At 55.2% G+C, this 15,064-nt stretch carries 13 protein-coding genes; 2 read left to right on the top strand and 11 right to left on the bottom strand.

Going from position 1 to position 15,064, the window contains the following annotated elements; translation table 11 throughout:
• Positions 1–311 precede the first annotated feature (311 nt).
• The 11 genes from E0L20_RS10015 to E0L20_RS24275 form a co-directional block, all read right to left on the bottom strand.
• Entirely contained in the window at positions 312–782 is a 471-nt protein-coding gene (locus E0L20_RS10015) for a DUF3828 domain-containing protein (protein WP_131633824.1), read from the bottom strand.
• A 76-nt stretch (positions 783–858) separates the two neighbouring features.
• Positions 859–1,398, bottom strand: a complete 540-nt coding sequence (locus tag E0L20_RS10010) for a DUF3828 domain-containing protein (RefSeq protein WP_131633856.1) — start codon at positions 1,396–1,398, stop codon at positions 859–861.
• A gap of 9 nt (positions 1,399–1,407) precedes the next feature.
• The gene (locus tag E0L20_RS10005; protein WP_131633823.1) at positions 1,408–3,765 is read right to left on the bottom strand and encodes a type VI secretion system Vgr family protein; all 2,358 of its coding nucleotides are present in this window, start codon (positions 3,763–3,765) and stop codon (positions 1,408–1,410) included.
• Positions 3,762–6,413: a type VI secretion system ATPase TssH gene (gene tssH / locus E0L20_RS10000; protein WP_131633822.1), complete on the bottom strand. Its 2,652-nt coding sequence runs from the start codon at positions 6,411–6,413 to the stop codon at positions 3,762–3,764. The genes E0L20_RS10005 and tssH overlap by 4 nt, the downstream gene beginning before the upstream one ends.
• A gap of 160 nt (positions 6,414–6,573) precedes the next feature.
• Entirely contained in the window at positions 6,574–7,065 is a 492-nt protein-coding gene (gene hcp / locus E0L20_RS09995) for a type VI secretion system effector Hcp (protein ID WP_029883904.1), read from the bottom strand.
• A 5-nt stretch (positions 7,066–7,070) separates the two neighbouring features.
• Complete coding sequence (locus tag E0L20_RS09990; RefSeq protein ID WP_131633821.1) at positions 7,071–8,744, bottom strand: OmpA family protein; 1,674 nt, start codon at positions 8,742–8,744, stop codon at positions 7,071–7,073.
• Positions 8,744–9,418, bottom strand: coding sequence for a type VI secretion system protein TssL, short form (gene tssL / locus E0L20_RS09985; RefSeq protein ID WP_131633820.1), 675 nt, complete (start codon positions 9,416–9,418; stop codon positions 8,744–8,746). Before tssL ends, E0L20_RS09990 begins: the two co-directional genes overlap by 1 nt.
• Positions 9,415–10,755 carry a type VI secretion system baseplate subunit TssK gene (tssK, locus tag E0L20_RS09980; protein ID WP_131633819.1) on the bottom strand — a complete coding sequence of 447 codons (1,341 nt, stop codon included), beginning with the start codon at positions 10,753–10,755 and terminating at the stop codon, positions 9,415–9,417. Before tssK ends, tssL begins: the two co-directional genes overlap by 4 nt.
• Positions 10,756–10,768: 13 nt before the next feature.
• Positions 10,769–12,304, bottom strand: a complete 1,536-nt coding sequence (gene tssC, locus E0L20_RS09975; protein ID WP_131633818.1) for a type VI secretion system contractile sheath large subunit — start codon at positions 12,302–12,304, stop codon at positions 10,769–10,771.
• A 40-nt stretch (positions 12,305–12,344) separates the two neighbouring features.
• Positions 12,345–12,836: a type VI secretion system contractile sheath small subunit gene (tssB, locus tag E0L20_RS09970; protein ID WP_131633817.1), complete on the bottom strand. Its 492-nt coding sequence runs from the start codon at positions 12,834–12,836 to the stop codon at positions 12,345–12,347.
• A gap of 655 nt (positions 12,837–13,491) precedes the next feature.
• A complete protein-coding gene (locus tag E0L20_RS24275) occupies positions 13,492–13,908 on the bottom strand; it encodes an Ail/Lom family outer membrane beta-barrel protein (protein ID WP_131633816.1) in 417 nt (138 codons plus the stop codon).
• A gap of 51 nt (positions 13,909–13,959) precedes the next feature.
• On the opposite strand from E0L20_RS24275, the gene E0L20_RS09960 reads away from it, so the two are divergent.
• Together E0L20_RS09960 and E0L20_RS09955 are read left to right on the top strand one after the other, a co-directional pair.
• Complete coding sequence (locus E0L20_RS09960) at positions 13,960–14,616, top strand: TOBE domain-containing protein (RefSeq protein WP_242673395.1); 657 nt, start codon at positions 13,960–13,962, stop codon at positions 14,614–14,616.
• 67 nt (positions 14,617–14,683) lie between these two features.
• Complete coding sequence (locus tag E0L20_RS09955; protein WP_131633815.1) at positions 14,684–15,040, top strand: hypothetical protein; 357 nt, start codon at positions 14,684–14,686, stop codon at positions 15,038–15,040.
• Positions 15,041–15,064: the final 24 nt, after the last annotated feature.

The following is a 15,064-nucleotide window of genomic DNA, read 5'->3' as shown; positions in this document are numbered from 1 at the left end:
ATTACGACAACATCCCCCACTTGCTGACCAGAAATTGTGAATACACCGCCAGTACGCACTGTTGTAGCGTTATCCACAACTTTAAAGTTATTTTCAAGCAGCCATGGGCCATAATTTTTAGCTGATTCAATTCCTGAATTTTTTGCAGATGCCCCTCCAGCGATTAATGCTTTTTTAACATAGCGGGCACATTTTGACTCACCATATTTAAGCTTTTTATCTATGCCATTTTTGAAATTTTCAGCGTTAATTTTCGCTCTGGCCAGGGCTTGAGTGTTTAAAACACTAACTGCGACATTCTTGTCCAGCATTTATTCCCCCCCCTCTGCTTGTCGAGGGCAATAAATACTACTATGAGATATGGGCTTAACAGAATCCATTAACCAGTTCCCGTTTTCTTTAACCAGGTTAATGGCATACAGGGATACGCCCTTACCATATCCTAATGTTAGCTTCACTTGTGCTACTTGGTCATTCTCTGAAATAGTTTCCACATTAATGCTGTCTTTCCATTCTTCACATATATCCTGGGCATCGACAAAATAATCAGCACCCGATTCATCATTATCCCGCAGACTTCTGAGATGCTCAGTTGTATATTCAAAAATAGCTTTTTGAGTTAGTTTATCAGCTGATTCCATATCAGGAATTTCAGACGCGACAAGGTAATCATGATAAAAATTTGCAACAATTTCCCCAGGCATTGAACTATTGTTTGCTGAAGCTGAGGCTATATTGGCCACGCAGAATAAGCAGCAAGCAAAAACAATCTTCTTCAACATGAACGTCTCTCCGTAGATATATTGGCATTTGTACGAGTAGTCGAGGTGAGAAATTTAGAAAATGACCACGTTATTATTATTCCGTTACGCTGGTGATTTTCCACTCCCCATCAATTCTTTCTAGAATAACCTTAAATTTAACTTTAAGCTCGGAACCCGCTCCTAAAATAACGTTGACTGAAGAGTCATTCTTTTTCTGATATACATCAAAGGTACTTATACTTACTTTCCATGAAGGATAAATATCTTGTGATTTTGTAAAATAATCAACATCAGTATCAACCCAAGCACCATTCCAGTTACAAATATAACGCCCTTTTAACTGCTTGCATTCGCGCTTTTGTGTACATTTTCCTTCGAGTTTTTCTGCCGACACTGAATCATCAGAATCATAATTACACATCATTGAGTCGTTAATGCTTTTCATTAATGCATCAGAAACATATTGGTTGAGAAATCGACTGTTGTTCGATGATTCTTCTTTCAAATATGACTTATAAAAATTGTACACGATGCTTTCTGGGCTTGTTTGCTCGGATGCCAGTGTAAAATTTGATAAACAAAGCAAAAATGCAAATAAAAACACATTACGCATATGTGGAATTAATGGATCCATCATCAGCCCTTAGTCATTAAATGACTTACTGCTCATTTTATTTTCCTGAGTGATATCCGTCAGGCTGAAATTAGGTGTTTCGTTGGGGAGATTTGCGCCTGTGCCTGGTACCAGATAGTCAGACGTCTTCATAATGAACTCACCAGATGAACCATGTTCAATACCGTTCTTACTCAGCCTCAGGTAAGACCCGCCGCCGTTCAGCGTCAGGGTTTCCGGGGTGCTGATAATAATTTCATCTTCACTACTGGTCACCGTCAGCTGCTTTTCAGAAAACAGGGCCATCGTGTTGTGCTGAGCCTGAATCTCGATGTCCCCCTGGTTGGCAACCAGCTTCGCCCCGTCTTTATGCACAAACAGACCCAGGGCTTTTTCCACCGTTACGGACAGATTTTTCATCGCACCGATATCAAGGTGCTGGCCTGCATTGATCATGGTGTTGCGGGTACTGCTGAGCTGAAGGTGTTCACCTGAGGTCAGTGCCACCCCCTGCGGCGCGCTACCCAGCAGGACCGCAGACTGGAGGTCTTTGATTTTGTCGGTCACAAAACTAATCTGGGTGTTGATATCAGAGACCAGGGCTCCGGCAGCTTCGGCGGCGCTGTTCAGCGCCTGCATCTGGCTGTTGGCCTGGTTAATCTGGTTGATGGCAGGGGCCATTTCCAGCACCGGGCCCTGGGCTCTGGACTGGGCATCCGCCGTCAGGAACAGACCCTTTGCCGCACGTACTGCACCAAACTCGTCCGTACGCAGTTCAAAACCGGCACCGCGTTTTTCTCGCTGACCGTTGACCAGATGACCCATATTCAGCTGCGTTTTGCCATATTCTGTCGCGAGCTTGATATGCTCTTCCTGGCGCTTATCCTCCATCCGCAGCTTATTGTTCGCCGGCGTGCGCCACACGTTCCGCGTATGGTTGTCGCTGGTAACATGGTCCGGGTGTTCTGAATCGTGCAGGGCATAAGCGATGTACGGCCGATCCGGATCCCCGCCGTCAAAAACAACGGCCACTTCCGTTCCGTCGAGAAGCGGCGAGTGAAATCCGTAGGTATCTCCGGCATAGGGTTTAGCCAGCCGCAGCCACAGATAGGCATACCCCTGTTCAGCACTGTTGCGGTCGAAGTCCAGCTTCACGCGGTAGCGTCCTTCCGTGTCGAGCCAGGAATAGGTGTCGCCTTTCTGTGTGCTTTCCACCCGGGCCGGAAGTGAACCGGATATCACCGGGCGACTGAGCGGTGCCGGACGATAACAGACCGTTTCGCTGTAGGGGATCCCCTCAAACGTCAGCGTAAAGCTACTTTTGCGTGAACCGCTGGTGCGCACCGTGGTGATGAGGATGCCTTCTTTCACGGCATCGGGTAACGTGCCGTCTGTTTCCAGTACCTGACCCGGGGCCAGATGAGGGCTGGAGGAATGCCCGCTGACGCGATACTGCGCGTTCAGAATGCGTTCGTGACGCAGACGGGCGAAGTATGCCCCGCTCTCTGTACTTTCAGTATCACCCGCTGACAGGAAGGGTTCCGCATAATGGTACGTTTCCCCGGTGGTGATCCCTTCCTTGCTGAAAATACTTTCGGCGCTGTCCTGAGGGGTCAGCGCTTCGCGGTAGTTGTAGTCACGGGTGACCACACTCCCGCTCACCACATTGTATGCGGTCTGAATATCCCAGATGCTCTCCTGGCCGCTGTCACTCATCCCGGCCTGGCTGCGCAATGGCAGCGTGACGCCAAATTCATACTGCTGCTGGCTGTCCTGGAAAATCACCACGTCCTGTTCAAGACGGCTGTCCATTTCATAGCGCCAGTAAATGCCCACCTCCGCCAGCAGGCGCTGGATAAACTCAAGGTCTGTTTCCCGCCACTGGGTGATGAGCTCCCGGGAGGGATATTCCCGGGAGAGCCGGAACTCAAAATCGGGTCCTTCCAGGCCGTGTTTACGCAGTACCTGCTCAACCACTTCAGTGACCGACTGGTTAAGGTAAATCTGGCTACCCTTTGTTAAGCCAAGAAGCGCAATACGGGGAACCAGCGTCAGCGCGTAACGGGTATCCTCACCGGACGTGGATATCCGGCGAAATGACTCCACCACCCCGTAAACCGTCCGGACCGGCAGCGCCGGGGCCCCGTCAAACACCGGAGTCTGGAAGGTAAATGACGCCGGTTTCAGCAGTAGCGTGTCGCAGGCAATATCCGCAGAGGAGCAGGTGACCGCCACGTCATACCGCCAGGGCTCGCTGAGGGATTCCACCGCGCTGTAACGCAACACATCCAGAAACTCGCTGCATTCATGCACATCAACACGGTAGCGTGACTGGCCCAGGAGTTGCTGCACCGCATCGGTAGCCTTGTTGATTAGGGAACTGTTCATGACGCTTCTCCTTCTGCTTGTTCGTCAAATGCCAGCACAATCCCCTCTTCCTCATCCCAGCCCAGCGTCAGATGCTGCGGCTTCTGCCCCGCCGCCATATGGCTCAGCAGCTGCTGGCTGAGCACCGGCAGGATCTGCTGGTTAAGCAGGCTGTCGACGTTGCGCGCCCCGGTATCCGGCAGCAGGCAGGCGGCTGTCAGCGCATCGGACAGGCTTTCGCTGATAATGGTCGTTATCCCGTAATGGCGCGCCAGGCGTTTGCTCACCTGATTCAGCTTCATGCCCACGATGATTCGCATGGCGTCCTGTGCCAGCGTGCGGTAAACCACCGTCTGGAAGCGGGCCAGCAGCGCGGGCTGGAAGTGGTCGCGCAGCAGCGGACGCAGCAGCTCATGCAGGTCTGATTCAGTGGACTCCGGCCGCTCGTCCAGCATCTGCATGATGTGGTCGCTGCCGAGGTTCGACGTCATCAGGATAACCGTGTTGCGGAAGTCGATTTCGCGCCCCTCGCCGTCGCGCATGAATCCCCGGTCGAATACCTGATAAAACAGGTTCATCACGTCGCGGTGGGCCTTCTCAACTTCATCCAGCAGCACCACGCTGTACGGGCGCTTGCGCACCGCTTCGGTGAGGATGCCGCCCTGGCCGTAGCCGACGTAGCCCGGCGGGGAACCCTTGAGCTGGGAGACGGTGTGCGGCTCCTGATACTCGGAGAGGTTGATGGTGATAAGGGATTTCTCGCCGCCGAAAAGCTCGTCCGCCAGCGCCAGCGCGGTTTCGGTCTTGCCGGTCCCGCTCGGGCCAACCAGCAGGAACACGCCCTGCGGGCCGTTCTCCGGCGCGAGCCCTGTTTTCGAGGCGCGCAGGCGCTGCGCGATGGCGTTCAGCGCCGCGTCCTGGCCCACCACGCGCCTGCCGAGGTTATTCTCAAGGCTCAGCAGCTCCGTCTGCTCGTCCTTCATCAGCGAGGAGAGCGGCACGCCGGTCCAGTCGGCGATGACCGTGGCGACGGTGCGCGCATCCACGTCAAGCCCCAGCAGCGGGGCGTTTTGCTGCACGGCGACAAGCTGGTTCTGCAGGTCGGCAATGTCCGCCTGACGGGAGATATCGGTGCGGCAGGCGAGCAGTTCTTCCGTGAGTTTCAGCTCCCGGCCGTACTGCGTTTCCCGCTCGTCGAGCTGCAGGATGATGCGGATTTCATCCTTTTCGATGGCGGCCAGCCGTTCGCCGTGCGCGCAGTTGCCCACCGCGATATCTTCCAGCAGCGCCTGCTTCTCCATATCCAGCGCCGTGAGCTGCGCTTTAAGACTGGTCAGCTGTTCCGGCACCGTATCCAGGCTCATGCGGATGCGGGCGGAGGCCGTATCCAGCAGGTCCACCGCCTTGTCCGGCAGCTGGCGGCCGGTGAGGTAGCGTCTGGAGAGGGTGACCGCCGCCTTCACCGCTTCATCCGTAATGTGCACACCGTGATGCTCCGCGTAGCGCGACTTCAGGCCGCGCAGCATCAGGCAGGCGGTGTCGTCGTCCGGCTCGTCCACTTTCACCATCTGGAAGCGGCGCTCCAGCGCGGCGTCGCGCTCGAAGTACTGCTTGTACTCGCTCCAGGTGGTGGCGGCGATGGTTCTGAGTTCGCCTCTTGCCAGGGCCGGCTTCAGCAGGTTGGCCGCATCGGCCCCGCCCGCCTGGTTGCCCGCCCCGATAATCGTGTGGGCTTCATCAATGAACAGCAGCACCGGCAGCGGCGACTGCTGCACCGCCTCAATGATGTTTTTCAGGCGCTGCTCGAACTCCCCCTTGACCCCCGCCCCCGCCTGCAGCAGGCCGAGGTCGAGAGTGCGCACGGTGACCGGCTTCAGCGCGTCCGGCACGTTGCCGTCCGCAATACGCAGCGCCAGCCCCTCCACGAGGGCGGTCTTGCCGACGCCCGGCTCGCCGACCAGTATCGGGTTGTTCTTGCGGCGGCGGGACAGGATATCCACCATCTGGCGGATTTCGTTGTCGCGGCCGAACACAGGGTCGATTTTCCCCTCCCGGGCGCGGGCGGTAACGTCAAGGGTGAACTTGTCCAGCGCGTTCTGCAGCGCCGGGTTCAGCTCCCCTTCCTTTATACCGGAATTCACCGGACGGCCGACAAACTCCACCTCACCGCCCTGCGCCAGTTCCGCCTCCTGCTGCACTTCCGGACGCTCGTCCGACTGCGCATCCAGCAGCGGGCGCAGGCGCTCAAGCTGGCTCTGCGCCAGGGTCAGCAGCGGCCACAGGCCATCGCAGCGTACCCGGGACGGTTTCTCCGCCAGCGCCATCAGGAGGTGAATGCTGCGGATATGCGCCTCGCCCGCCAGCGAGGCGTGCAGCCAGGCGTCCTGCATCAGGGCCTGAATACCGTCCGAGAGCTGCGGGCGGCTGCGCACCGAGCGCGGCAGCGCGTCCATAAACCCCAGCAGGGCCTGCCATATCGCATCCATATCCCATTCGTAGCGGCGGGCCAGCACCGTCAGGTCGCCCTCGCCCTGCTCCAGCAGCTTCAGCAGCCAGTGCTCGGGCAGGATTTCCGCATGGGCGCGGGTCTGGCACAGGGAGGCGGCACCTTCCATCGCGCGGGCGCAGTAGGGATTAAGACGGCGTAACAGGATGGCTGGGTTTTCCATGAGATTCTCTCTTTATCAGTTCCGGGCACGCTACCGCCCGTCGCTGTAGACATACCAAAGCGCATCAGGTCAGGCAGGCAGATTGTGTGTTTTTGCTCAGGGCCCGTCAAAACGGGCGCTCAGCAAAAAAAGCAGACGGATAACCGTCTGCTTCGGGCCGTTAAGCGGTGGTACGTTCGTTCCAGGAATCGGAATGAATGATGTTGCCGTCCTTGTAGGTCCAGGTGATTTTTTCGTAGCGCAGTTCAATCTGCTCGAGGTGGTTGTGCTTCTCGAAAGCCGGATCCTTGATGTCGTGCATCTTCGGATTCACCTTCACCAGCTTCACGTTCTCAAGCTTGGTGTTGAAGTACTCCACTTCCTGGCCCGCGTCGTTGATTTTGTACCACTTGAACTCCGCCGATTTCAGGGTCTGACCGGTGGTCACCGCCTTGTACAGGTACGGGCTGGAGGAGTCGATTTCCTTGGTGAACAGGAACGGCGTGTGGATACGCGTACCGGTCAGCTTGCCGGTGTTGTTGTCGGTCGGGATGTACAGGTTATGCTCCTGCGCCACCACTTCGATGCTGCCTTCACGGTCCTTCACGTCCACGGAACCTTTAATGTCCGCGCCGCCGTCGTCCTTCAGCCACAGATAAACAGGAATTGCCATGTTAATTACTCCATTTCATTTTTTGAGACGTCATCATCCTGCGATGACGCGGGTGTGTTGCCCGGCAGCTGGCAGGCATTCGCCTGCGGCACCAGACTGATTTCGACACGGCGGTTCAGCGCGCGGCCTTCTGTCGTGTCGTTGGTGGCGACAGGGCGGCTTTCACCGTAGCCCTGCACCGCAAAACAGCTTTCCGGCACGTCGCCGGTATCGCGCATCCAGTCGCGCACCGACTCAGCGCGCTTCAGGGAGAGCACCTGGTTGGATTTATCGTCGCCCGTGCTGTCGGTATGGCCCGCCACCACAATCAGCCAGCCCGGCTTTGCCTTAATGCCGACCAGCGAGTTCACCAGCAGTTTCGTCGAGCCGGGCCTCAGCTGCCATTTCCCGGTGTCGAAGAGCGACATGCTGTCGAGGCGGATAATTTTGGGCTGTGGCTTTGGCGCAGGTGCCGGAGGGGGCACATACGTGTCAATCGCCTGCTGTAATGCCAGCCATAAACGCTGGCCAGGGTAATATCCCAAAGCATACCTGATGGGTTCCCCCTGCCGCTGCCAGCGCTCCAGCAGAAGAGCATCTTGTTTAAGTGCAACAAGCGACCGCGCTTTGGGCTCGTAGTGGTTCATGGGTATGGCATACCAGCGCTGCAAATCCATTCCTACCTGGCGAATCAGCGCCGCGTTATTGACGGCGGAAAAAACCAACGCAGTCAGAGCGCATGCCAGAATCCATAAGACGAGACGACGAGTTCTCTGCCCCCCCTGTACGGGAGCGCAGTAAGGCGCAAGAATCGGCAACACCGCGTCCGGAAAACGCCCCGAAACTTCAGATGTTCCAACTGCCTGCGGCAAAATTAAATGCGTCAGACGACACAGGTGGTGCGACCACAGCGAAGACGCGTCACCAGATACCTTCCCACTTCGAAATGCGACCGCAAACGGATAAACCGCCGGAAACAGCCGATCTTCTTTTGCCAGCTCATCCATCAGGATGGTGCGCATAAAAGCAAACGCTTCCCGTAGGACTGGCATCAGCGCCAGATGATTTTCCTGTTGCCAGTCATCCAGAGCCTGCGGCGTCTCATCGACCGGATAAACAACCGGTTTGTCGCTACGCACAACAAGCCATGGGGTTTCCGGGCCGGAAAACTCGCCGCTCAGAATGACCGGCACGGGAAATCCGGCTATCTGACTCAATTGCTTCATTTGCTGGCGTAACGCTTTCAGGGATGCTCTCAGCACGGCTTCATCCTGATGCCTGTCAGGCTGGCAGGAATACATAACGGAGATCTGTCCGATATGACGCGGCTGCTGTTCGTGAATATCGCGAACAATGTCGCTCAGCCTGTTGACGTCATTCACCCGCAGCCACCAGCCCTGCGCGGTTTTGCGCAGCGTTTGTCCCTTGAATAATGCGTCCAGCTCATCCCCACACACGAGAACAACGGGCCCACCGGCATCAAAAAGCGGGAGATCGCAGAGGGATGTTTCCCCCTCCGCCACCCTCTGACCGGGGCGACCTTTTTTCCATACCAGCCAGAGAGCTAGCGCCCCAATGCACACCGTCATGATGATTTTTAACAGCGTGCCTGCCGGTATGAATCCCCACAGCAGCCATACGAGCGCCGCAACACCCGCCAGAACGTGAGAGACCAGAGATACCAGGGCTGATTTACGCATTAGTGAGGTAACTCCGGTAACTGCTCTGACAACAGTGACTGAAGCCAGAGGTGCCCTCCCCACCACACAATGCCCGTAACCACAACAGCCGCAGCAACCCAGAACCATACGGAACGCAGCAGGCTGTAGCGGTGCTTTCCGGTCCGGCGCACAACCAGAGAGATATCCGCGTCCAGAGGCGGCACTCGCTCAGCAAGGGCCTTGATCACCTCTTCGCGCTGCGACTGACTGACAGAGCTCATGCTGTACAATCCGCGGAAGCCCAGCGCGATCACCCGGTGAAAACAGGTGAGAACGGCCATATTCGGCGCGGGCTGGCGCAACACCTCTGCGATACGATCCCAGAGGGCTTCGCCTGCGTGTAATGAACCAAAATAGCGGGCCTGCAACGGCGCTTTTCGCCATGCAGCCTGACCTGCCTCAATATCATTGCCCTCGCTCGGCGCTCTGCTCATGACCACTTCGTCAAGCAACGCGCACTGTGCGTAGGAAATATGTTCAATGCTGGCCTCGTCGTATCCAGCACGATCCAGCACTTCGCGCACACTCTCTACGTGCTTAGAGCACTTTTCATAAAGCACATCACCATCTGGCGTCGTTGCCCCCTGCTGAAGCAGAGTGACGGTGAGCCAGGTTTCCGCCATCAGTTCATCAATATCAATGTCTTTTCTCATGACCGCAGCACCGCAAACAGTTCTAGCTCAAGCCTTCCCAACAGCGCCGGCACGTAGAACATGCAAATGCCCTGTTCCAGCATGTCCCGGGCTGCAGCACTTTCCATGTCCAGCGCGAAGTACTGATTCTCCATCCGTACCGGCAGCGCTGCAGGAACGCGATTAACTGCAATAAGCGGGATCCCCTGCAGGGCGACTGACGAAATAGCACTGACATCATCCGGTGAACCCGCCTTACACAACGCCGGGAATTTCTCTGCTACCTGCCACGCAGGAACGTCAGATCTGACGGACAGATAAAGATCGGCCTCTTCGCGCAGACGAATATCGTGTAGCGAGGCTTTCCATGTCTGCTCGTCCGGTCTGGACATCTCCAGCGCAATCACTCGTGACGGCAGGCTGGCTTCCAGCAGACCGGTAATCAGTTCAAACAGTGGCGGAAACGTTTTTTCGGGTGCAGCATGGTCATAGCCGGGAATGGCGTCCAAATCGCTGTCGAGAGAAAACGTCAGCATACTGCCGGCCAGACGCGCAAGCTCCGCCCACACCTGTTCCGGATGACGATCGGGAAAACGTTCAAATTCCGTCAGTACTCTTGCATGGGAGTTCAGTGCATTGAGCAGCCAGAACAGAGAGACGTCTGCCACCGCGAAATCGGCCAGACGCTCGTTGCTTTCACGACGCATGGACATCAGGCGCTGGCGACGGGAGCGCAGTTGGCGGTTCAGCAGCACCAGTCTTTCCCTCATCGACGGGCTTGAAGAGAACAGTGCCATTGGCGGAATGAATGCCGGATCCTGACGCCACCCTTGTCCGTCGCGAATCAGACGTGCAACCGGGCAGCACCGCCACGACGCGTTATCCTCATGTTCAAAACGGATCGCCAGGTTATAGCGGGCGACAGCAACGGATTCCTCCTCGCTGCCAAACGCGTCCTGGATATTGACCCACTCTTCCCGATAGCGGAGCGGTCGGTCTGCCAAAACCGATTCCTGCTGCACGTTGTTCAGCCCGTACTGCATGAGCGGAAGGGCGATCACCACCGTAACCGCGTCCGAATACTGCGAGATCTCGAGCTCGCGCGGCTCCGGCGGCAAATCGCTGACCGTTGTGTCTACCAGCGTGCCGTCAGGCAGCCAGAGCCGCAGGTATGTAACCTGAAGAAGGCCCGAAACCAGCAGCCTTTCATCAAATTCAACCCGCTCTACGCCCCACGCAAATGGCGATGAGAGAGCCGCAACGCCCGCGCTGCGAAAGGCCTCCCATTCTGACTGTTGCTGGAACTGCTGAGGGGACAACAGCGCCCCCTCGTTCCACAGCGGACGATAAATTTTCATCCCTGCTCCCGCCTTACGCTTTCGCTTTCGGCATCTGGCTTACCAGAGACAGATTCACGTCCATGCCTTCCACCTGGAAGTGCGGCACCGCAAACAGCTTCACGCGGAAGAAGCCCGGGTTGTCCTCGATATCTTCCACCACCACCTTCGCATCGCGCAGCGGGTGGGAAGCCTGCAGCTCGTCGCCCGGATCGGTCATTTCCGTCACCAGACCCCGCACCCAGGTGTTCAGCTCCAGCTCCAGCAGACGGCGGTCCTTGGTGGTACCGATGTTTTCGCGCTGAATAAGCTTCAGGTAATGCGCAATGCGCGACAGCAGGAAGATGTACGGCAGGCGCGCGTTGATGCGGCTGTTGGCGGTGGCGTCGGCGGTGTCGTACAGGGCCGGTTTCTGGGCGGAGTTCGCCGAGAAGAAGCAGGCGTAGTCGCGGTTCTTGTAGTACGACAGCGGGATAAAGCCCAGGTTGGCGAATTCAAACTCGCGGGTTTCCGGGATCATCACCTCAGACGGGATTTTCACCTGGTTACCGGTGCCGAGGTCATACAGGTGGATCGGCAGGTCTTTCACCGCACCACCGGCCTGCGGGCCACGGATCTGCACGCACCAGCCGTTATTGATGAAGCTCTTCACCATGTTGGAGGCGAAGGAGAACGACGCGCTGGTCCACAGGTATTTCTCGTGATCCGGGCCTTTCACCTGCTCGACATAGTTAAAGCTGCGCACCGGCACGGTGTCCGGACCGTACGGCAGACGCCCCAGCACGCGCGGCATCACCAGGCCGATATAGCGCGAATCGTCGGTGTCGCGGAAGGACTTCCACTTGATGTACTCGGCGCGATCGAAGTAGTTGCCGATGTCTTTAATCGCGGCGACCTCTTCCATGGAGTCTTTCAGGAAGAATTTCGGCCCGACGGCGCCGATAAACGGCATGTGCGCGGCAGCAGACACCTTCGAGATGTTGCGCAGCAGCGCCACGTCCTGCGGGCTGGCGTCGAATTCATAGGAGGAGATCACCGAGCCAATCGGCTCACCGCCCGGGGTGTCGTATTCAGCGGTATAGGTGTGCCAGTAGAGTCCGCTCTGGATCAGTTCCGGCGCGTCTTCAAAGTCCTGGCGCAGATCGTCTTTAGACACGTCCAGAATTTCGGTTTTGACGTTCTGGCGGTAGTCGGTACCGTCCACCAGCTGCTTCAGGCCGCGCCAGAGGGATTCCACCTTCTGGAACTCGGGGTGGTGCATCACCGCGTCCAGCTGGCGGCTGATCTGGAAGTCCAGCTCCGCGATGTGGTGGTCAATCAGCGTTTTGTCGAGTTTCTCAACCTGCTGACCGGACTTGCGGATACAGTCCATAAATACCTGCATCGCCGCCGTCAGGCGCTCGCCAGCCGGCGCGTCAGACAGCGCCGCATCATCCAGAAACGCGTTAATATCACCCAGGCTGGAAGCCGGAGTCAGGTTGATTTTTTCAAACAGGGAGGCGTAAACGCTCTCTTTTTCCAGTACGGTGGTCTGCCCCTGTGCGGAGGCGTTTTCAGAATTTACAGACATCAGCATATTCCCGGTTAATCCATTAAATAACGCACGCCGCTTATTTCGGGGCCAGTGCACTCATTTCGTCGCGTAATTCCTGAGACAGCGCCGGGTCTTTAAGAATTTTCTCGAGTTCTTTTCTGAAAGTGGCGTTATCAAGGAGATTGGATTTGAGATCGCGTAATAAATTACGCATCGCCAGCATGGCGCGGAGCTGAGGGATTTGACGGGCCACCTGCTCAGGCTCGAAATCTTTAATATCGGAGAAATTCAGTTTCACATTTTCTTCCGCCCCCTCGCCGGCCAGCGTGTTCTGCACGGTCAGATTTACCTCCGGGTTAAATTCCGAAAGTACGCTGTTGAAGTTATTTTTATTGACGTTAATTTTTTCTCTTTCAGATAATGGACGACTCTCTTTACCATTACTGAAATCACCGACGGTGAGGAGCTTAAGCGGCAGTTCGACTTTCTTCTGCGCACCGCCTGTATGCAGGCTTAATTTAAGATTTATGCGTGCCTTGGGCACCTCGTTCTGGAACGTATCAGCCATAGCGGTCCCTTTCCTTAAGGAATGTTTGTTGAAAATAACGACGTTTCTTTACAAAGCCATAGTAGAACAAAACACTACCATAGATCAACTAACCAGATCTTAGATCCAATATGAGACTTTTATTAAGAATTTTCCACTGAATGCACCCAGCAGACGACACTCTGCATGCATTAAAAACACGAACCATTAACTGTTTATTTACAAAAACATGGAATTAATATCTGCCGCTGATGAAAACATCAGTTTTATAACTGAGCACACTCGTTTTGTTGATGTGTATCAATACATGAATACCGCGATAGATATCCTTGCGCTTGAGAAAATCCTGAAGGCGTAATGAGCAATAGCTTAATTTTGTGACAGGTATCAGTAATAAAAAAGTCCAATTCTGGACAGTAGTTTCATTACACAGGCTTGATGAAAAAAATTAAGATACACGATCTCCCACATCACAGTCCGTGCCGGGCTCCAATAATTGTCAGAAAACTGAGGTGAATATCACAGTTGCCTGCAGCCATCAGCGTGAACAATTCGCTTACTGTTGTTTGTTTAAAACCTTTTCCGGGTAAATGACGCTTCTCACCCTTTTACCGACGGCTGCAGACGCGATCATTTTTTTGGTGATGGTATTCTCTCCGTTTATTGGTTCGAGGCATCAGAAACGATACCCTAAACCCATTCCCCATGAGCTGATGCGATTATTCCGTAACCATGAGTATTCCCATGATGTGTCCAGCACCAGATTTTTTGACAGATTAAACTGAACCCCAACGCCTCCAACCAGGCCATAATCAGAGCTAAATTCGTGAACGTGATGAATGCTGCCGCGGGAACGGGGTTTTGCTCTGAGTCGTCTTTTTGATTTTTTCCGTACCTTTCGCTGAGAAGGCGTTCTGTATTCCAGGTCGCTACGCAACGAGGAGGCACCGACTAAACCATAAACGCTGACGTAGGGATTAATTCGCCAAGCCGGCCCTGCCGACAGGCTCAGATATTGCGTATTAAAACTGAATTGACTTCCAGACTCTGCTCGCTTGCTCGTGCCGTTTTTACTGTATAAAACAGAAAACATGACGCCCAGACGATCGCCCGCCTCTACCCGCACATGAAGGTGCGGGACAATATGAGCTTTGCCCTGAAGCTTGCCGGGGTCTCAAAAACGGAACGGATGACGCGCGTGGACGCGGCTGCGGAAATCCTGGGGCTGACGCATTTGCTCGATCGCCTCCCGCACGATCAAACGGAAGCCATGACCATGGCGGACAGAATTGTGGTGCTGAATGCCGGCCATATTGAGCAGGTCGGCACGCCGGAGGAGCTATACCGTGACCCGGATAACCTCTTTGTCGCGGGCTTTATCGGCACGCCGGAAATTAACACATTAAAAGGTATGATTCAGAACGGCGAAATCGTGTTGCACAACGGCTACCGTTTCGCCTACCCCCTCAGCCCACGCGCTGAAGGGATGGAAGTTATCTGCGCCACGCGCCCACACTATCTGCGGATAAGCGATTCAGGGATAGCCGCCGAAATTGTGCTGATAGAAATGACCGGTGAAGGGCAGGAGATCCGGGTGCGTGTTGGCGACCAGGAGCTGATCGTAGTGTCCCATGAAAAACTGGACGTTAACGCGGGGCAGAAGGTCTTTCTCACCGTAGATGCAGCGAAAATCTTCTTGTTTGAAGCCGAAACCGGCAAACGCCTGCGGGCATTGCGTGCTCGCCAATCCCCTTCAGCAACCGCTGAAGGGGCCGTTGATCTCATTACAGTTTTTTCCTAAAGCCATCCCGCTTCGCCTGTGTCATGCTGAATCACGCTCATAACCGATAACGTTAAATGAGGATATTATGAAAAAAACAATTATCGCATTATCTGCCGTTCTGCTGGCTTCCCCTGTTTTTGCTGCGACCACACATGCTACCGATGACACCGTCGCCGCGGCGAATGCAAACGCTAACGAGGCGAAGCAAAAACTGCATGAAGAGCAGAACAAGGGCGAAGAGCTGAAGCTGAAACAGCAGCACGCTGCGGAAGGTAAAAGCGACAGCGTTGGCAGCAAGGTCAGCGAAGATTCCCAGAAAGCCTGGCATAAAACCAAAGAAGGTACCGAGAAAGGGTGGGATGCCACCAAAGAAGGTGCCGAGAAAGGCTGGAACAAAACCAAGCAGGGTGCCGGTGAGCTAGAAAAGAAAGTGACTGAGTAACCCCTCATAAAGGCCGCAGATGCG

It is taken from the genome of Enterobacter wuhouensis, from assembly GCF_004331265.1.
Classification (GTDB): domain Bacteria; phylum Pseudomonadota; class Gammaproteobacteria; order Enterobacterales; family Enterobacteriaceae; genus Enterobacter; species Enterobacter wuhouensis.
The sequence above is the reverse complement of the archived record's forward strand: the minus strand, read 5'-3'. Positions and strand labels throughout refer to the sequence as shown.